Origin of the sequence: Hydrogenophaga sedimenti, assembly GCF_051857515.1 — a bacterium.
Lineage (GTDB): Bacteria > Pseudomonadota > Gammaproteobacteria > Burkholderiales > Burkholderiaceae_C > Hydrogenophaga.
Genome location: NZ_JBPZHA010000001.1, coordinates 387834 through 404845, shown reverse-complemented (window position 1 = coordinate 404845; position 17012 = coordinate 387834). Strand labels below are relative to the sequence as shown.

The following is a 17012-nucleotide window of genomic DNA, read 5'->3' as shown; positions in this document are numbered from 1 at the left end:
GCTCAGGGCCCGGTCCACAGCGCCGGGCGCGCCGGGCCGGCCCAGACCGGGTGGTGGCCCTGGCCCGATTTGTCGGCGATGTCGGTCGGTGTCGGGTTCAGGTTGAGGTACCAGACGCTGGCAGCGCCGGCGGTGGTGCTCAGCGGCGCCGCCGCCTCGGCCAGGATGTCCGCGGTCGACAGCGCGGTCGCATAGATCTGGATGCCGCGCAGGATGCCGCTGAGCCGCTCGTTGGCGATGCTCCAGGGCGCGTCGCCGAAGCTCAGGGCCATGCCGGCGTAGGGCCGGCTGCCGAAGGTGCTGGCGTAGTCCGAATACAGCGTGGTGTGCCGGATCACCTTGCTGGTGTCGGGCAGGTTCCAGTAGAAGCTCGCTTCGATCTCGTCGGTGTTGACCCGGCGCACCACCAGGGCCTGCGTGTGCCAGGCGCCGTAGTTGACCACCGTGGAGTGGCCATTGAGGTCGACCACGTCGTCACCGCCTTCGATCGACACCTCCCACTTGTGCGTGGTGGTCTCGCTGCCGCCGCCGTCGGGATACGGGTGCGCGCCGTAATAGGCCTGCGCGGTGAAGCCGCCGTCCGGCCCCCAGAAGAAGGTCGTGTAGTAGCCGTTCTGGTGCCGCAGGTTGACGCGCCAGAGGTAGGTCGCCGGATACGGGTCGACCAGGCTGGCGCCAGTGAACTTGAAGCGCAGGTCGTCGTAGGAGGTGTGGTTCGAGGGGTAGTTCAGGCCGGCGATCACCTCGCTGGCCGGCAGGTAGTAGGCGACGCCCTCGTACACGTACTGCGGCAGGGTCGCGCGGATGTTCGCGACCTCGGTCGCGCTGGCGCTGTAGAAGTGAAAACCCTGGCTGGCCAGATAGAAGCGGTAGAGCGGCGTGCGGTTGGCGCCGGGCGAGGTGCCCGCGTGATAGGCCACGCCCTCGTAGCGGAAGTCGGGCAGCGTGGACTGGACACGCTGTCGCTCGGCTTCGCTGATGGTGTAGAAGTGCACGCCGGTGCGGGCGTTGAAGAAGCGGTGCACCGGGCTGAGCGAGGCGTCGGCGGTGGTCGAGGCCTGGAAGGCCACGCCTTCGTACTGGTACATCGGCAGGCTGGCCATCACCCGGTCGCGCTCGTCGGCGCTGACGGTGTAGAAGTGGGCTGCGGTGCCGTGGTTGTAGAAGCGGTAGACCGGCGTGAGCGTGACCGTCGCCTGCGCCCAAGGCGCCAGGCACCACAGCAGCAAGACCTGCAGCGCGCGGAGCCAGCGCCGGTGCCCGGGCCTCACCTGGGCAGCGCCTTCCAGTACCGCAGCAGCGTGCGCAGTGCTTCGGGCGGATTGGTGGGTGCGAGGCCGCCGGCCTGGTTGCTGGTGTTGACGCCGTGGCACGAGGCGCACAGCCGCACCTCGCCGGGCTGGAAGGTGATCCAGACCCGCTCGCGCACCACCGCATTGCCCGCGCCGTCGGTGGTCTGCCAGGTCATGGCGCGGCGCGCCGGCACGAAGGCCGCGGTCGAGCCGTCGGCGGCGATGCGCACGCTGCCGAGCGGCCCGCCGGCGTTGGCCGGCAGGCTGGCCTTCGGATCGTGCATCGGCGTGGCCAGCACGCGGCGGCCGGCGTGTTTGTAGCCGCGGATCTGGTCGCCCTGGAACAGCTGGAAGTGCGCGATGTCGTAGACCCGTCCGCCGCCCGGCGCGACGGTGCTCACCCCGCCGGGCACGCGCAGGTTGTAGGGCTGCTGCTGGTCGGCGCGGTCGCGCGAGGTCTGGTTGCGGGTGATGATCATGGCCAGGTCGTTGGCCTTGAGCCAGTTGCGCAACTGGGTCTCGTCGACCGCCTCCTCGGTGAAGATCTGGCGCTCGGGCGCGGCCAGCGCGGGCGCCTGGCGGGTCGCGGGCTTGAGCCGCGCCACCACCTCGACCGCTTCGAGCTCCCACACCAGGCCGTCGAAGCTGCGCAGCGTGTCCGGGTCCCACCAGCTGATGGACTTGCGGATGCCGCCGGTGAGCGAGACGCCGGCCTGCAGCAGGCCGCCCGTGCCCGCGACCAGCGGCTTGATCAGGAACTGCGTCATCTGCGCCGGCGTGGCGGCCTCGGTCGGCGTGTGCGTGGCCAGCACGGTGCCGCTGACCAGGGGCAGCGGGTTGCGGAAGCGGCCGCCGGCGATCGAGCCGTCGTTGCGGGACGGCACGGTGAGGTCGGTGACCACCATCGCGTCGGGGTTCGCGCCGGCGCCGCCAGTGAAGCGCACCAGCTGGTTGGTGGTCAGCGAGCCGAACTCGCGCGCGTAGGTCGCGATGAAGTTGCCCGGGCGCGAGGGTTCTTCGCGGAGGTGGAACAGGCCACCGTCGCCGCGCAGGTTCTTGGTGTTGGCGTGGAAGGCCGAGCTGGCGTAGTAGGTCAGCGCCGGGTCGTCGAGGAAGGACTGGCCGAGGTAGTTGAACGAGAGCTCGTGGCGGCCGACGTGGTTGAGGGTTTCTTCGTCGCTGCCGTCCTCGTTGACCTGCCAGGGGGTGAAGAAGTTGTTGGTGTAGCCGGCGACCCGGCCGAACGCGCCGGTGTGGTCCTGGCGCAGTTCGGGGAAGGCTTCGTCGGTCAGGCCCAGCGAGGCCGCGCCCGGCGCTTCGCTGGCGTAGGTGGTGGCGCCGTACTGCGCTTGACCGGCGCGCTGGGCATCGGCCTGCTGGTCCTGCTGAAGGTGGTCCCAGCGGGTGAACACGACGCGGCCCGCGCTGTCGATGGTGGGCGAGAACACACCGCTGGGCGACTGGTTGAGCAGGCGCAGGTCGCCGGTTCCGGGGTTCAGGCTCCACAGGCCGGTGACGGTCGCCGTGCTCTCGTATTCGTCCAGCTGCGGATAGAGGTGCGCCTCGCCGCCACGCGGCCGGTCGGAGGTGAACAGCACGCGCTCGTCGGTGCCGTAGAACGGCGAGACGTTGTTGTAGGTCGCTGGCTGGTTGGCGATCTTTCGGATCGAGACGGTCTCGTTGCGCCCCAGCCCGCTGACTTCGTAGATCTGCCAGTAGTAGGTGCCGACCTGGTACCGCGCCGACGGCCCGCCGACGATCATGGAGAACAGCGCCTTGCCGCCGCTCCAGTGCACCGAAGGTTCGCGCACCGCGATCGCCCCCGCACCCTGCATGCCGTCGGCGCCGTAGCCGGCCTCGCGGGTGAGGTTGCGCAGCGTGCCGTCGGGATAGCGGATGTAGAGGTCGCCGCCGCGCGGTGCGTGGTCGGGCCGGGCCAGGTGGTTGCCGAAGCTCGACATGCGGTTGGCGAAATCGGCCGTGTTGGGCACCTGGGTCACGAACAGGATCGGGTTGGCCACGCCGGCCACCTGCTCCGGCGTGCCGGGCACGTAATAGCCCACGCCTTCGTCGGCGTACTGCGACATCGTGGTGCGGACCTGCGCCGCCTCGCTCTGCGAGGCGCTGTAGAAGTGGAAGCCCTTGGCCGAGAGGTAGAAGCGGTAGAGCGGAATGAAGCCGGTCGCCGCCACCTTGCTCGCGTAGTAGGCGACGCCCTCGTAGCGGAACTGCGGCAGGCTGGCCTGGATCTGGGCCTTCTCTTCTTCGCTGATGGTGTAGAAGTGGACGCCGGTGTTCAGGTTGTAGAAGCGGTGCACCGGGCTGAGGCCCGCGCCGGCGGCGGCAATGGCCTGGAAGGCGGCCCCTTCATAGCGGAACTGCGGCAGGGTGGCGACGATCTGGTCGCGCTCGGCCGTGCTGGTGGTGTAGAAGTGCGCGCTGGTCTGGCTGTTGAAGAAGCGGTAGACCGGCACGGCGTTGGCCACGGCCTTGGCGCGCGCGGCGTCCAGCGCGGCGAACATGGGGCCGCTGCGCTTTTCCTGCGCTTCGGCCGCCGCCAGTTCCCGCCGGTTGAGCCGGGCGCCGTCTTCCACCGTCGCCCGCGTCTGGGCGGTTTCGGTGGCCGGTGCGTCCTGGCGGCTGCCGCCGCAGGCGACCAGGAGCGCCGCCGAGGCGCACAGCAGGGCCTGCCGCGCCACCCGGCCCAGGGGGTGCCGTGTCAAAAAGGTCATGGACCGGCTTATAGCCGACCGTTCTTCGCCCGGACGTTACAGGAGGTTGAACGGCCGTGCCGGTGGCGCGAGTGGCCAGGCGCCTGCTCAGGGCCGCTGGTCGGTCGACGGTTTCTTCCAGAGGTTGATGCCGCCGTCCACCGCGTGGCGGTCGATGGCGGCCAGCTCGTCGGCGCTGAAGTCCAGCTTGTCCAGCGCGCCCACCAGCTCCGTGATCTGCTCCGGTTTGCTGGCACCGATCAGGGCCGAACTCATGCCCGGGTGGCGCAGCACCCAGGCCACCGCCATCTGCGCCAGGCTCTGGCCGCGCGCCTGGGCCAGCGCGTCGAGCGCGCGCACATGGGCCAGGTTCTGCTCGCTCAGGTGGTCGGCGGTGAACGAACCGCCACCGGGGCGGTTCATGCGCGCGTCGGCCGGCACGCCGTGGAGGTACTTGTTCGTCAGCAGACCTTGCGCCAGCGGGCTGAAGGCGATGCAGCCCGTGCCCTCGGCCTGCAGGGTGTCGAGCAGGTCTTCCTCGATCCAGCGGTTGAGCAGGCTGTAGGACGGCTGGTGGATCAGCAGCGGCACACCCAGGCTGCGCAGGATGGCCGCGGCCTCGCGCGTCTTGCCGGCCGAGTAGCTGGAGATGCCGACGTACAGCGCCTTGCCCTGCTGCACCGCCGTGGCCAGCGCACCCATGGTTTCTTCCAGCGGCGAGTCGGGGTCGAAGCGGTGCGAATAGAAGATGTCGACGTAGTCCAGCCCCATGCGCTTGAGGCTCTGGTCCAGGCTGGCCAGCACGTACTTGCGCGAGCCGCCGCCCTGTCCGTAGGGCCCGCGCCACATGTCCCAGCCGGCCTTGGTGGAGATGATCAGCTCGTCGCGGTAGGGCCGGAAGTCGCGCCGCAGGTGTTCGCCGAAGTTGGTCTCGGCGCTGCCGGCCGGCGGGCCGTAGTTGTTGGCCAGGTCGAAGTGGGTGATGCCCAGGTCAAACGCGGTGCGCAGCATGGCGCGCTGCGTCTCCATGGGCGTGGTGTTGCCGAAGTTGTGCCACAGGCCGAGGGTGATGCTGGGCAGCTTCAGGCCACTGCGGCCCACCGTGCGGTAGGGCATGCGGTCGTAGCGGGAGGCGTTGGCGGTGTACATGACGGTCTCCGTTCGTTGTGGACAGTGACTCTACCCAGTCGTTCGCAGCTGGTGGTTACATGCGGGGAACAACCCCTTCGTTCGCAGGACCGATGCACCAGGGTGCCCTGCGCCGCTCATGTCCCCCGACGGCCTTCGGCCGTCTCCTCCTTTACTTCGCTATGCAGTACACCCTGGCGCGCCGGTCCGGGAGTGGATTCGCGCGAACTCAGATTCACCATTCAGGTTTGACCCACTTCGGCTTGGAGCAACCACTTCGGCGCGGATGATGTACGTGTTGTACGCTGGTTAGGACACCGACTTCAGAAGAGATGCGATGCCTCATCCAATGCACATCCTGATTAACGACTTCGCGATCAGAAGTTTTCGTGAGACCGCAGACAAGGACTACATCACTGCACGAATGGCGTATCGAGCGAGGTTGATTCAGCCTTTCCGTTGGTCGGCCCTGCACTGCCTTGAGAAATACGTCAAAGGAGTTCTCTTGCTCAATCGCGTGGATGCCAAAAAGTTGAAACACAGTGTGCTTCCCGGCATCGAGAGGATGAAGTTGCACGGCAAGTTCGATTTGGATCTCAGTGCCGAGACCGTCAAGTTCATTCAGAAGCTTGAAGACTGTGGAGCTGACGATCGGTACTACCTAGTCTCGTACGACATTGAGCCATTCGACATTGTCCGATTGGACCGGGCAGTCTGGGAAATCAGAAGGTACTGCCAGCCGCTGGACTACGACACCGTTGACAGGTACGGCAAGACGGTGAACTTCCTGACCGACGAGCTTGATCGCGTTCATCGGGCGAAGGAAAAGCATGAAAAGGGAACATGCATTACGGGAGGCATCCTGGAAAAGGTCATCGAACAGAAGGATCACCCGGCGCGTGAAGCACTGATCTGGAACAACCTGTTCTTCGGTCCGTCGCGACGCAAGGCTGTGAAGATGCGACCGGACTGGGAAGCAGGCAACTCGCCATTCTTCCTGCATCCCGAAATCATCGATGAGGTGATCAAGTACGTGTACATCCCAGAGAATTTCGCCGAGGGCGTGCGCCAGTTCGCGAAGCGGAAAGCGGCTGAGGAGGCAAAGGCAGAGCGGGATGCAAAGAGGGCCGCTCAGCTCGCAGCCAAACAGTCGGGGAAAACAGGGTAAAGGGGAGCCCAAACGGCTCATCTAGCAACAACAGTTCGGCATTTCGTACAACTGCATCGGGCCGAAACAAAGCCCTCCCACTGAACCAAACGCCACACCGCAAAAGCTCGACAAGCGTGCTATCCACGGTGGACGCGCCAATGTGTCTCCCGGTCTGAACTGGGGCGGAGGGCGAAGCGAAGTAAAGGAGGAGGACCGGGCACAGCCCGGTCCGGGGGACATGAGCGCAGTCCTCCGCCCCAGCTCAGACCCGCCACACCAGCCGCCAATGAAAAAGCCTCGCCACGCCAAAGCGCAACGAGGCCAGCAGAAAGACAGAAGTCGGATTACTTGGCTGTCGGCATCACAAACTCGGCGCCCTTGCCTATCGACTCAGGCCAGCGCTGCATGATCGACTTCTGCTTCGTATAGAAGCGCACGCCCTCTTCGCCGTACGCGTGCATGTCGCCGAACAGGCTCTTCTTCCAGCCGCCAAAACCCTGCCAGGCCATCGGCACCGGAATCGGCACGTTGATGCCGACCATGCCGACCTGGATGCGGCGCGCGAACTCGCGGGCCACATTGCCGTCGCGGGTAAAGCATGACGTGCCGTTGCCGAATTCGTGGTCGTTGATCAGCTGCACCGCTTCGCCGAAGTCGGCCACGCGCACACAGCTCAGCACCGGACCAAAAATCTCTTCCTTGTAGATGCGCATGCTCGGCGTGACGTTGTCGAACAGCGTGCCGCCCATCCAGAAACCGCCCTCGCAGCCTTCGCCGGTCTGCTTCGGATCGAACTGGCGGCCATCCACCAGCAGGTCCGCACCCTGCATCACGCCGGCATCGATGTAGCCGGTGATGCGCTCGTAGGCGGCGCGCGTCACGATCGGGCCCATCTCGGCGGCCAGGTTGGTGCCGTTGAGCACCTTCAGCGTCTTGGTGCGTTCGATCAGCTTGGGCATGATCTTCTCGGCCACGTCACCCACCAGCACCGCCACGGAAATCGCCATGCAGCGCTCGCCGGCCGAGCCGTAGGCCGCGCCGATGAGCGCGTCCACCGCCTGGTCCAGGTCGGCGTCGGGCATCACGACCATGTGGTTCTTCGCACCGCCCAGCGCCTGCACGCGCTTGCCGTGGTGGGCGCCGGTTTCGTAGATGTAATTCGCAATCGGGGTGGAGCCGACGAAGGAAATCGCCTTGACGTCCGGGTGCACCAGCAGCGCGTCCACGGCTTCCTTGTCGCCCTGCACGACGTTGAACACGCCGTCGGGCAGGCCGGCCTTCTTCAGCAGCTCGGCCATGAACAGGCTGGGCGTCGGGTCGGTCGGGCTGGGCTTGAGCACGAAGGTGTTGCCGGCGGCGATGGCGACCGGGAACATCCACATGGGCACCATGACCGGGAAGTTGAACGGCGTGATGCCGGCCACCACGCCCAGCGCCTGGCGGATGGTCCAGTTGTCCATGCCGGTGGAGACCTGGTCGGTGAAGTCGCCCTTCAAGAGTTGGGGGATGCCGCAGGAGAACTCGACGATGTCGATGCCGCGGGCCACTTCGCCCTGCGCGTCGGTGAAGACCTTGCCGTGTTCGGCGGTGATCATGCGGGCCAGGTCGTCCTTGTGGTGGTTCAGCAGTTCCAGGAACTTGAACAGGATGCGCGCGCGGCGGATCGGCGGGGTGTCAGACCAGGCCGGGAACGCGGCCTGCGCGGCGGCCACGGCCGCATCCACATCGGCGCCGTTGGCCAGCGACACGCGGCCGGTGACGGCGCCGGTGGCGGGGTTGAAGACGTCCTGTGCGCGGGTGGAGGTGCCGGCGCTGACGGCGCCGCCGATGTAGTGGGCAATGTCGGTGACGGCGGGATGGCGAGCGTTCATGGGATGTCTCCAGTGAATGAATGCACGCAGTCTAGAAACCGGGGGCGTTCGATACAAGACCGAAATGTTGAATTGATTGTTCAGAATGATGAACAATCAACCCATGAACGAGCAGAAGATCCACGAAAGAACCAACGAGCTGTGGGGCCACTTCCACTGGCTCAACGTGCTGGCCCAGCAGGGCAGCTACACAGCCGCCGCCGCGCGTCTGGGCGTGAGCAAGGCGGCGGTGAGCCAGCGCATGGCCGAGCTGGAGCGGCTGGCCGGCGTGGCGCTGGTGCAGCGCACCACCCGCAGCGTGCGCCTGACCGAGGCCGGCCAGCGCCTGGTGGACGACACGCGGGCGTCGTTCGAACACATCGCGCAGTGCTTCGCCCAGGTGCGCGACGCGGCCGGGGCGCCGCGCGGCCTGCTGCGGGTGACGGCACCGGTGGCCTTTGCGCGCCAGCAGCTGGTGCCGCGCCTGCCCGATTTCCTGCGCCAGTACCCCGAGGTGCGGCTGGAGCTGGACATGGCCGACCGGCTCTCGTCGCTGGCGACCGAGGGCTTCGACCTCGCCATCCGCCACACCGCCCACCCGCCCGACACGCACGTGGCCTGGACGCTGTGCGCCACGCGCTCGGTGCTGGTGGCCAGCCGCGCCTACCTGCGCCGGCAGGGCACGCCGCAGACGCCCGCCGACCTGGTGAACCACAACTGCCTGCACTACCCGCGCTCGCAGGACACACCGGCCTGGACGCTGGAGCCCTTGAAAGCCTCGGTGGGCCGGGAGCGGATGACGGTGCAGGTATCGGGCGCGCTGGCGGCCAACAACAGCGAGGCCCTGCGCGACGCGGCGCTGGGCGGCCTGGGCATCGCGCTGCTGCCGGACTTCACGGCCCAGGCCAGCCTGCTGGCGGGCAAGCTGGTGCAGGTGCTGCCCGACTGGAAGCCGGTGGGTGCGTTTGCCGAGCAGCTCTACGCGATCCGCCCGTATTCGGCCCACGTGCCCCGGGCGGTCACCGCCTTTGTGGCTCACCTGCGGGAGACGCTGGCGCCGGGGTTTTCCGACGGAATCTGAGGCGCTTCGGAAGCCCGGAGCGTGACCTGGTGGACAAATGCACGGGGAAATAGGCGCAACTCCCCAGTACAAAACCTAGGGTTAACCCTATACTGCAGTGCAGCAAACCCACTGTTGTCTACCGGAGCGTGTCATGAGCACTGCAGCCTTTTCCCATTCCGCCCACTTCCTGTCCACCGTCCGCGAGATGTTCGCTGGCTGGTTCGACACCCGCAACACCCCCGCCCGTCCGCTGACCCGCTTCGAAGAAGCCGAGCAGTTGCGCGCCATGGCCGATGACCTGCAGAAGAGCGATCCCGCCTTCGCGCAAGATCTGTACGCCGCCGCCGACCGTCACGAACTCGCGTAAAGACCCTGCGCCGCTGGCGGGCCGTGTGGCTCGGTCGACAATCGGCGCCCATGCCACCAGACACGACTCCTTCCACGCCCCCCTCGGTCACCGTCCCGGCCGAGGTTCTTGAACACCTCAAGTCCCGGCTGAACACCGGCCGGCGCTTCCTGCTCGGCCTGGTCGGCGCTCCCGGCTCGGGCAAGTCCACGCTGGCGCGCGCGCTGTGCGAGCACCTGGGCGGCGCGGCGCAACTGGTGCCGATGGACGGCTACCACCTCGCCAACGTGCAGCTGCAGCGCCTGGGCCGCGCCCACCGCAAGGGTGCACCCGACACCTTCGACAGCCATGGCTACGTGTCGCTGCTGCGGCGGCTGAGTGCACCCGAGGACGGCGTGACGGTCTACGCACCCGACTTCCGCCGCGAAATCGAAGAGCCGATCGCCAACGCCATCGCGGTCGAACCGCAGGTGCCGCTGATCGTCACCGAAGGCAACTACCTGCTGATGGACGAGCCCGGCTGGCGCGACGTGCGCGGCCTGCTCGACGAAGTCTGGTATGTGGAAGAGGACGAGGCATTGCGCCTGCAGCGCCTGATCGCGCGACATGAAGCCTTTGGCCGTGCAGCAGAAGACGCCCGCAGCTGGGTGGCGCAGACCGACGAGCCCAATGCCCGCCGCATCGAAGCCACCCGCGCACGGGCCCACCGCGTGTTCCGCTGGGGCGCGGGCTTCGCGGGTTGAAAGAGCGCCTAGCCGGCGCTCAGCCGCGGAACTCGCGGTCCATTTCCAGCACCTTGAAGTTCAGCAGGTGCGTGGCCAGGACGGTTTCCCACAGGAAGCCGCCCAGGGCCACGAGGAACGAGCACACGCCCAGCAGGAAGCAGGTCACCGCCACCAGCGGCCACTGCATTTCCCACGTCTGCCCCAGGAACAGCGAGATGATGGTGACGCCGATGAAGAAGCCGCACAGCGCCAGGCAACCGATCGAGAAATTCGCCAGCCGCCCGCGCTGGCGCAGCAGCACCAGTTCCTGGAGCAGGCGGCCGATCTGCTCCTGATCGGCGCAAGTCCGCACCCGCTCTTCCAGGATCCGCGCCCGGTCGATGATGCGCGCCAGCCGTCCGGCCACCGCGCTGATCATGCCGGCCACGGCGGTCAGGAAGAACACCGGCGCCACCGCCAGCTGCACGCTGTGGGTGACCGAGGCGACGTCGACGGGCAGGCTCATGCGGATCAGCGGCAGGTGGGAGCAGCGGGAAGGCTCAGCCCAGCATGCGCGCGAGCGCTTCCTGGTACTTGGCCGAGGTCTTCTCGATCACCTCGCGCGGCAGGCGCGGCGCGGGCGGCGCCTTGTCCCAGGGCTGGCCGTTGACCCTGGCGGTCTCCAGCCAGTCGCGCAGGAACTGCTTGTCGTAGCTGGGCGGGTTGCTGCCCACGGCGTACTGGTCGGCCGGCCAGTAGCGCGAGGAATCGGGCGTGAGCACCTCGTCCATCAGCACCACGGTGCCGTTCTTGTCCAGGCCGAACTCGAACTTGGTGTCCGCGATGATGATGCCCTTCTTCAGCGCAATCTCGGCCGCGGCCTTGTACAGCGCAATCGCCTTGTCGCGGATCTGCGCGGCGACGTCGGCGCCGACCATGGCCACCGTCTGCTCGAAGGTGATGTTCTCGTCGTGCTCGCCCATCTCGGCCTTGGCCGCCGGGGTGTAGATCGGCTCGGGCAGCTTGCTGGCGTTCTGCAGGCCCTCGGGCAGCTTCACGCCGCAGACCGAACGGCTCTCCTGGTATTCCTTCCAGCCGCTGCCGGCCAGGTAGCCGCGCACCACGGCCTCGACCGGGATCGGCTTCAAGCGCTGCACCAGCATGGAACGGCCGGTGACCTGGGCCACCTCGTCGGCCGAGACCACGCTTTCGGGCGCGTCGCCGGTCAGGTGGATGGGGCAGATGTTCAGGCCCTTGGGACCGAGCTGGTCGAACCAGAACAGCGAGAGCTTGGTCAGCAGCGCACCCTTGCCGGGAATGGGCTCGCCCATGATCACGTCGAAGGCGCTGATGCGGTCCGAGGCCACCATCAGGATGCGGTCGTCGCCCACGGCGTAGTTGTCACGCACCTTGCCGCGCGCGAGCAGCGGCAGGGACTTGAGGGCGGAGGTGTGCAGGGCGGTGGTCATGATCGGTCGGTCGCGGGAAGACAAAACGCAAGAAAAAAGCCCGCGGACCGAACAGTCAGCGGGCTGTGAACCATTCCTGCGGATTATCGCAGGTCGGTCCGGCGGCAGGATCAGCGGACTTGCTGTGCCAGATCGCCCTTGGCGTACTTGGCAGCCATGACCGAAAGCGTCTCGCCCTTGATCTTGGCGCCCTGGCCTTCGCAGCCGAACTCCAGGTAACGCTGCTTGCACACGGCCTTGGCGGCTTCGCGCGCGGGCTTGAGCCACTCGCGGGCGTCGAACTTCTCGGGGTTCTCGGCCATGAACTTGCGCACCGCACCGGTCATCGCCATGCGGATGTCGGTGTCGATGTTGATCTTGCGCACGCCGTGCTTGATGGCTTCCTGGATTTCCTTGACCGGCACGCCGTAGGTCTGCTTCATCTTGCCGCCGTACTGGTTGATGATCGCCAGCAGGTCCTGCGGCACGCTGGACGAACCGTGCATCACCAGGTGGGTGTTGGGGATGCGGGCGTGGATTTCCTTGACGCGGCTGATCGCCAGGATGTCGCCGGTGGGCGGGCGGCTGAACTTGTAGGCGCCGTGGCTGGTGCCGATGGCGATCGCCAGCGCGTCCAGCTGGGTGGCCTGGACGAACTGGGCCGCCTCTTCGGGGTCGGTCAGCATCTGGCTGTGGTCCAGCTTGCCTTCGGCGCCGATGCCGTCTTCTTCGCCGGCGTCACCGGTTTCCAGGTTGCCCAGGCAGCCGAGTTCGCCTTCGACCGTGACACCGGTCTTGTGCGCCAGTGCCACCACCTGGCGGGTCACGTCGACGTTGTAGTCGAAGCTGGCCGGGGTCTTGCCGTCTTCCATCAGCGAGCCGTCCATCATGACCGAACCGAAGCCCAGGCCGATGGCGCCTTCGCAGACCTTGAGGCTGGTGCCGTGGTCCTGGTGCATGACCAGCGGGATGTGGGGGTACATCTCGGCGGCGGCCTGGATCAGGTGCTTGATGAAGGCTTCACCCGCGTACTTGCGGGCGCCGGCCGAGGCCTGCAGGATGACGGGCGCACCGACTTCGTCGGCGGCGGCCATCACGGCCTGGACCTGCTCCAGGTTGTTGACGTTGAACGCCGGGATGCCGTAGCCGTTGGCCGCAGCGTGGTCGAGCAGTTCGCGCATGGAAACGAGCGCCATGAAAAACCCCTTGGGAAAGTTGGTAACCGGTCTGTAACTTTCGGGATTTTAAGGCGCCCCGCCTTGCTCGCCGATGACAGCGGCGCAGGGAGGGTCACATCGCCCGGCAGATCTTCAGCGTGTTGGTGCCACCGGGCGTGCCCATGGGTTCGCCGACCGTGATCGCATAGACATCACCGGCCTGCATCACCCCGCGCTGCTTGAGGTCGGCCTCGGCCTCGGCCAGCGCGGTGTCGCGGTCGGCGCTGGTGTCGACCAGCAGCGGGCGCACGTTGCGGTAGAGGGTCATCTTGCGCTGCGACGAGAGCTTGGAGGTCACCGCGAAGATCGGCATGCGCACGTTGTGGCGGCTCATCCAGAGTGCGGTCGAGCCCGACTCGGTCAGCGCCACGATGGCCTTGGCCTTGAGGTGGTGCGCGGTGAACAGCGCGCCCATGGCGATGGCCTGGTCGATGCGCGTGAAGTGCGCGCCGACGAAGTCGTCTTCCAGCGGGTCGTGGTCGGTCTTCTCGGCTTCCTGGCAGATCGCGGCCATCTGTTGCACCGTCTCCAGCGGGTACTTGCCGGCGGCGGTCTCGGCGCTGAGCATCACGGCGTCGGTGCCGTCGAGCACGGCGTTGGCGACGTCGCTCACCTCGGCGCGGGTGGGCACCGGGTTGACGATCATCGACTCCATCATCTGGGTCGCGGTGATCACCACCTTGTCCATCTCGCGGGCCAGCTTGATCATGCGCTTCTGCAGGCCCGGCACCGCCGCGTTGCCGACCTCGACCGCGAGGTCACCGCGGGCAACCATGATGCCGTCGGACACCTTGAGGATGTTGGCCAGTTCGGGAATCGCCTCGGCGCGCTCGATCTTGGCGATCAGGCCAGGCTTGTGGTTGTACTGGGCGGCGGCCATGTTGCACAGCTGGCGCGCCAGCTCCATGTCGGTCGCGTTCTTGGGGAAGCTCACCGCGACGTAGTCGGCCATCAGGCTCATTGCCGTCTTGATGTCTTCCATGTCCTTGGCGGTCAGGGCCGGCGCCGTCAGCCCGCCGCCCTGCTTGTTGATGCCCTTGTTGTTGGACAGTTCGCCGCCGAGCTTGACCGTCGTGTGCACCGCGTCGCCGACCACCTTGTCGACCGTCATCACGATCAGGCCGTCGTTGAGCAGCAGGGTGTCGCCGGCCTTCACGTCGCGCGGCAGCTCCTTGTAGTCCAGGCCGACGCCGGCGATGTCGCCCGGCTCGGTGCGCGAGGCGTCGAGCACGAAGGGCTGGCCGGGTTCGAGCATGACCTTGCCTTCGGCGAACTTGCCGACACGGATCTTCGGACCCTGCAGGTCGGCCATGATGCCGACCTCGCGGCCGGCGCGCCGGGCAGCCTCGCGCACGAGGTTGGCGCGGTCGATGTGGTCCTGCGCCTTGCCGTGCGAGAAGTTCAGGCGCACGACGTTGACGCCGGCGCGGATCATGGCTTCGAGCAGGGTCGGGTCGCTGGAGGCGGGGCCGAGCGTGGCGACGATCTTGGTGGCGCGTTGGGGCATGGTGTGTCTCCTGGATGGCGGATGAATCAGGCCGGTCGGTGGCGCCGTCCTGTAATTTGGTTTCAATTATCGAGGAAACCAGTTACCACCACGGTACAGCGTACGGCGCCTGCCCGCCAGCCCCCAGGTCGAGACCACTCAGGCTGCGCGGACGCTGGCGTCTCCGGGTGCGCGGCTCATGTCGTTGTTCTGTGTCACGACGATCATGAGCAGGCGCATGAACTCCGCACGCTGGCGCTCGGTCAGCGGTGCCAGGATCTGCTCCTGCGCGCGCAGCATGGCGGGGATGGTATCGGCCAGCGCCTGTTCACCTGCGGCGGTGAGAAAGAGCTGGCGGGCGCGCCGGTCTTGCGGCGACAGGCGCCGCTCCAGCCAGCCACGCGCTTCCAGCCGGTCGATCACGCCGCCGGTGGTGGAGGTATCCAGGGCGATGGTGCGGGCCAGCGTGCGCTGGTCGATGCCGGGCTGGTTGCCCACCACCTGCAAGGCGGCGTATTGCACCGGCGTCACGCCCAGCTCACCCGCCTCCTGCAGAAAGATGCCGACCGAGATCTGGTGCAGGCGCCGGATCGCGTAGCCGGGCTGCTGATCGATGTCGATACCGGCGGATTCGAGGGTGTCCATGGCAAGGGAAAACAGGGGGGTGGGCGGCGGTTGACCCAGTTTAGCAGCGCTCTTATGATCAGCACACTGATTATTAGTGTGCGGCCGGGTCAGGCCGATCGCAAGGAGACAACCCATGAGCCACGAACTCGGACGCCTGGAAGACCTGCCGCAGGACTACCGCGACGACCTGAAGAACCTGAACCTGGTGCCGCTGTGGCCCAGCTTGCGCGCGGTGCTGCCGCCCAGGGTGCCGACGCGCGCCACGCAGGCCGTGCACTGGCCCTACGCCACGCTCAAGCCGCTGCTGCTCAAGGCCGGCGAGCTGACCCCGATCGAGAAGGCCGAGCGCCGCGTGCTGGTGCTGGCCAACCCGGGGCACGGGCTGGAAAACATGAAGGCCAGCCCGGCCATCTACCTGGGCATGCAACTGCTGCTGCCCGGCGAATGGGCGCCCAGCCACCGCCACACGCCCAACGCGGTGCGCATGGTGGTCGAGGGCGAAGGCGCCTGGACCACGGTGGACGGCGAGAAATGCCCGATGAGCCGCGGCGACCTGATCCTGACCCCCACCGGCCTGTGGCACGAACACGGCCACGACGGCACCGACCCGGTGGTGTGGCTCGACGTGCTGGACCTGCCGCTGGTCTATTACATGGAAGCGAGTTACCACATCAACGGCACGCGCCAGATAGTGAAGCAGGGCAGCGGTGACCGCGCCTGGACCCGCGCCGGCGTGGTGCCGACGCAGGTGTTCGGCCGCAGCGACAGGCGCTACCCCATGCTGCGCTACCCCTGGGTCGACACGCGCGCCGCGCTGCTGGCCATGGCCGCCAACCAGCCCGATCTGGAGGGCGTGCAGGTGACCTATGTGAACCCGGAAACCGGCGACGACGCCGAGAACATCCTGGGCTTCTACGCACTGATGCTCAAGCCCGGCCAGACGCTCACGCTGCCGGCGCGCTCGCCCTCGCAGGTGTTCCACCTGATCGAAGGCGGCGTGGACGTGTGCGTGTTCGACAAGCGCTTCGCGCTGGTCGAGGCCGACACTTGCTGCACGCCGGGCTACGAACCCGTGACGCTGATCAACCGCTCGGCCGACCAGCCCTCGTTTGTCTTCATCGCCGACGAATCCCCGCTGCACCGCAAGCTCGGCGTGTACGAAGTTCGTTGACCACCCTGCGCCGCGCTTCGCGCGTCACCCCTCAAGGGGCAACACCAGCGGCCTGGCAAAGCCAGTTCCGCGGTGTTTCTCGACCCAGACACCTCTCCCTCAGATGACCATGCCCACCTACCTCTTCACCCCACCCGCGATTCAGTCCCTGCCGATCCGCGGCAAGACCGAACGCTTCCCCATCCACCGCATCTTCTGCGTGGGCCGCAACTACCACGCGCACGCCGTCGAGATGGGCAAGCCGGTCGACAAGTCGGTCGAGCGCCCGTTCTACTTCACCAAGTCACCACAGACGCTCACGCCCTCGGGCGCGACCGTGGCCTACCCGCCCGAGTCCAAGAACTACCACTTCGAGATGGAGCTGGTGCTGGCCATCGGCAAGGTGGGTTTCCGCGTCAAGGCCGAAGACGCGCATGAGGTGATCTACGGCTACGCCGCCGGCCTGGACATGACGCGCCGCGACCTGCAGCTGGTCGCGCGCGACAAGGGCCGCCCCTGGGACCTGGGCAAGGACATCGAGCAGGGATCGGTCTGCTCCGAGATCGTGCCGATGGAAGGCGTGGTGATCGAGAGCGGTGCCATCGCGCTCGAGGTCAACGGGGAGACGAAGCAATCGTCCGGCGTGGACAAGCTGATCTGGGGCATCCGCGAAATCATCGCGGACCTGTCCCTGTTCTATCACCTGCAACCCGGCGACCTGATCTACACCGGCACGCCCGAGGGCGTGGGCGCGGTGGTGCCCGGAGACCAGATCACCGGTCGCGTGGCGGGCGTGGCCGAGGTCGCGCTGACGATCGGCGCGGCCGAATAAGCGGCCGA

15 protein-coding genes are annotated in these 17012 nt (G+C 67.1%); 6 read left to right on the top strand and 9 right to left on the bottom strand.

Annotation, left to right across the window (positions count from 1 at the left end):
* Positions 1-2 precede the first annotated feature (2 nt).
* The 3 genes from ACS5NL_RS01925 to mgrA form a co-directional block, all read right to left on the bottom strand.
* Complete coding sequence (locus ACS5NL_RS01925; protein WP_439351879.1) at positions 3-1271, bottom strand: hypothetical protein; 1269 nt, start codon at positions 1269-1271, stop codon at positions 3-5.
* Positions 1268-4024: an HzsA-related protein gene (locus tag ACS5NL_RS01920; protein WP_439351878.1), complete on the bottom strand. Its 2757-nt coding sequence runs from the start codon at positions 4022-4024 to the stop codon at positions 1268-1270. Before ACS5NL_RS01920 ends, ACS5NL_RS01925 begins: the two co-directional genes overlap by 4 nt.
* An 87-nt stretch (positions 4025-4111) precedes the next feature.
* On the bottom strand, positions 4112-5152 hold the full coding sequence (mgrA, locus tag ACS5NL_RS01915; RefSeq protein WP_439351877.1) for an L-glyceraldehyde 3-phosphate reductase: 1041 nt from the start codon (positions 5150-5152) through the stop codon (positions 4112-4114).
* Between the two features lie 328 nt (positions 5153-5480).
* On the opposite strand from mgrA, the gene ACS5NL_RS01910 reads away from it, so the two are divergent.
* Complete coding sequence (locus tag ACS5NL_RS01910) at positions 5481-6299, top strand: hypothetical protein (protein ID WP_439351876.1); 819 nt, start codon at positions 5481-5483, stop codon at positions 6297-6299.
* A gap of 326 nt (positions 6300-6625) precedes the next feature.
* Here ACS5NL_RS01910 and ACS5NL_RS01905 read toward each other — a convergent pair whose 3' ends face one another.
* Complete coding sequence (locus ACS5NL_RS01905; protein ID WP_439351875.1) at positions 6626-8152, bottom strand: CoA-acylating methylmalonate-semialdehyde dehydrogenase; 1527 nt, start codon at positions 8150-8152, stop codon at positions 6626-6628.
* 103 nt (positions 8153-8255) lie between these two features.
* Here ACS5NL_RS01905 and ACS5NL_RS01900 point away from each other — a divergent pair, with 103 nt between their 5' ends.
* From ACS5NL_RS01900 to ACS5NL_RS01890, 3 genes are all read left to right on the top strand, one after another.
* On the top strand, positions 8256-9212 hold the full coding sequence (locus ACS5NL_RS01900) for a LysR family transcriptional regulator (protein ID WP_439351874.1): 957 nt from the start codon (positions 8256-8258) through the stop codon (positions 9210-9212).
* A 133-nt stretch (positions 9213-9345) separates the two neighbouring features.
* Complete coding sequence (locus ACS5NL_RS01895) at positions 9346-9561, top strand: hypothetical protein (protein WP_439351873.1); 216 nt, start codon at positions 9346-9348, stop codon at positions 9559-9561.
* 50 nt (positions 9562-9611) lie between these two features.
* Positions 9612-10283, top strand: coding sequence for a nucleoside/nucleotide kinase family protein (locus ACS5NL_RS01890; protein WP_439351872.1), 672 nt, complete (start codon positions 9612-9614; stop codon positions 10281-10283).
* Between the two features lie 19 nt (positions 10284-10302).
* Here ACS5NL_RS01890 and ACS5NL_RS01885 read toward each other — a convergent pair whose 3' ends face one another.
* From ACS5NL_RS01885 to ACS5NL_RS01865, 5 genes are all read right to left on the bottom strand, one after another.
* Positions 10303-10770: a DUF2721 domain-containing protein gene (locus tag ACS5NL_RS01885; protein WP_439351871.1), complete on the bottom strand. Its 468-nt coding sequence runs from the start codon at positions 10768-10770 to the stop codon at positions 10303-10305.
* A 34-nt stretch (positions 10771-10804) separates the two neighbouring features.
* Complete coding sequence (locus tag ACS5NL_RS01880) at positions 10805-11713, bottom strand: phosphoribosylaminoimidazolesuccinocarboxamide synthase (RefSeq protein WP_439351870.1); 909 nt, start codon at positions 11711-11713, stop codon at positions 10805-10807.
* A gap of 110 nt (positions 11714-11823) precedes the next feature.
* On the bottom strand, positions 11824-12888 hold the full coding sequence (fba, locus tag ACS5NL_RS01875) for a class II fructose-bisphosphate aldolase (protein WP_439351869.1): 1065 nt from the start codon (positions 12886-12888) through the stop codon (positions 11824-11826).
* A gap of 94 nt (positions 12889-12982) precedes the next feature.
* Positions 12983-14416, bottom strand: coding sequence for a pyruvate kinase (pyk, locus tag ACS5NL_RS01870; RefSeq protein WP_439351868.1), 1434 nt, complete (start codon positions 14414-14416; stop codon positions 12983-12985).
* A 138-nt stretch (positions 14417-14554) separates the two neighbouring features.
* Positions 14555-15040 (bottom strand): MarR family winged helix-turn-helix transcriptional regulator, encoded by a 486-nt coding sequence (locus tag ACS5NL_RS01865; RefSeq protein ID WP_439351867.1) that lies wholly within the window; start codon positions 15038-15040, stop codon positions 14555-14557.
* A gap of 115 nt (positions 15041-15155) precedes the next feature.
* Here ACS5NL_RS01865 and ACS5NL_RS01860 point away from each other — a divergent pair, with 115 nt between their 5' ends.
* Both ACS5NL_RS01860 and ACS5NL_RS01855 read left to right on the top strand, forming a co-directional pair.
* Positions 15156-16193: a cupin domain-containing protein gene (locus ACS5NL_RS01860; RefSeq protein WP_439351866.1), complete on the top strand. Its 1038-nt coding sequence runs from the start codon at positions 15156-15158 to the stop codon at positions 16191-16193.
* Positions 16194-16296: 103 nt separating this feature from the next.
* Positions 16297-17004, top strand: coding sequence for a fumarylacetoacetate hydrolase family protein (locus ACS5NL_RS01855; RefSeq protein WP_439351865.1), 708 nt, complete (start codon positions 16297-16299; stop codon positions 17002-17004).
* Positions 17005-17012: the final 8 nt, after the last annotated feature.

Excerpts from the sequence above, each read along its gene's own strand:
- ACS5NL_RS01905 (WP_439351875.1), bottom strand. The coding sequence starts at position 8,152 with ATGAACGCTCGCCATCCCGCCGTCACCGACATTGCCCACTACATCGGC.
- fba (WP_439351869.1), bottom strand. The coding sequence starts at position 12,888 with ATGGCGCTCGTTTCCATGCGCGAACTGCTCGACCACGCTGCGGCCAAC.
- ACS5NL_RS01880 (WP_439351870.1), bottom strand. The coding sequence starts at position 11,713 with ATGACCACCGCCCTGCACACCTCCGCCCTCAAGTCCCTGCCGCTGCTC.
- ACS5NL_RS01885 (WP_439351871.1), bottom strand. The coding sequence starts at position 10,770 with ATGAGCCTGCCCGTCGACGTCGCCTCGGTCACCCACAGCGTGCAGCTG.
- ACS5NL_RS01910 (WP_439351876.1), top strand. The coding sequence starts at position 5,481 with ATGCACATCCTGATTAACGACTTCGCGATCAGAAGTTTTCGTGAGACC.
- ACS5NL_RS01860 (WP_439351866.1), top strand. The coding sequence starts at position 15,156 with ATGAGCCACGAACTCGGACGCCTGGAAGACCTGCCGCAGGACTACCGC.
- ACS5NL_RS01890 (WP_439351872.1), top strand. The coding sequence starts at position 9,612 with ATGCCACCAGACACGACTCCTTCCACGCCCCCCTCGGTCACCGTCCCG.
- ACS5NL_RS01920 (WP_439351878.1), bottom strand. The coding sequence starts at position 4,024 with ATGACCTTTTTGACACGGCACCCCCTGGGCCGGGTGGCGCGGCAGGCC.
- ACS5NL_RS01865 (WP_439351867.1), bottom strand. The coding sequence starts at position 15,040 with ATGGACACCCTCGAATCCGCCGGTATCGACATCGATCAGCAGCCCGGC.
- mgrA (WP_439351877.1), bottom strand. The coding sequence starts at position 5,152 with ATGTACACCGCCAACGCCTCCCGCTACGACCGCATGCCCTACCGCACG.
- ACS5NL_RS01900 (WP_439351874.1), top strand. The coding sequence starts at position 8,256 with ATGAACGAGCAGAAGATCCACGAAAGAACCAACGAGCTGTGGGGCCAC.
- ACS5NL_RS01855 (WP_439351865.1), top strand. The coding sequence starts at position 16,297 with ATGACCATGCCCACCTACCTCTTCACCCCACCCGCGATTCAGTCCCTG.
- pyk (WP_439351868.1), bottom strand. The coding sequence starts at position 14,416 with ATGCCCCAACGCGCCACCAAGATCGTCGCCACGCTCGGCCCCGCCTCC.
- ACS5NL_RS01895 (WP_439351873.1), top strand. The coding sequence starts at position 9,346 with ATGAGCACTGCAGCCTTTTCCCATTCCGCCCACTTCCTGTCCACCGTC.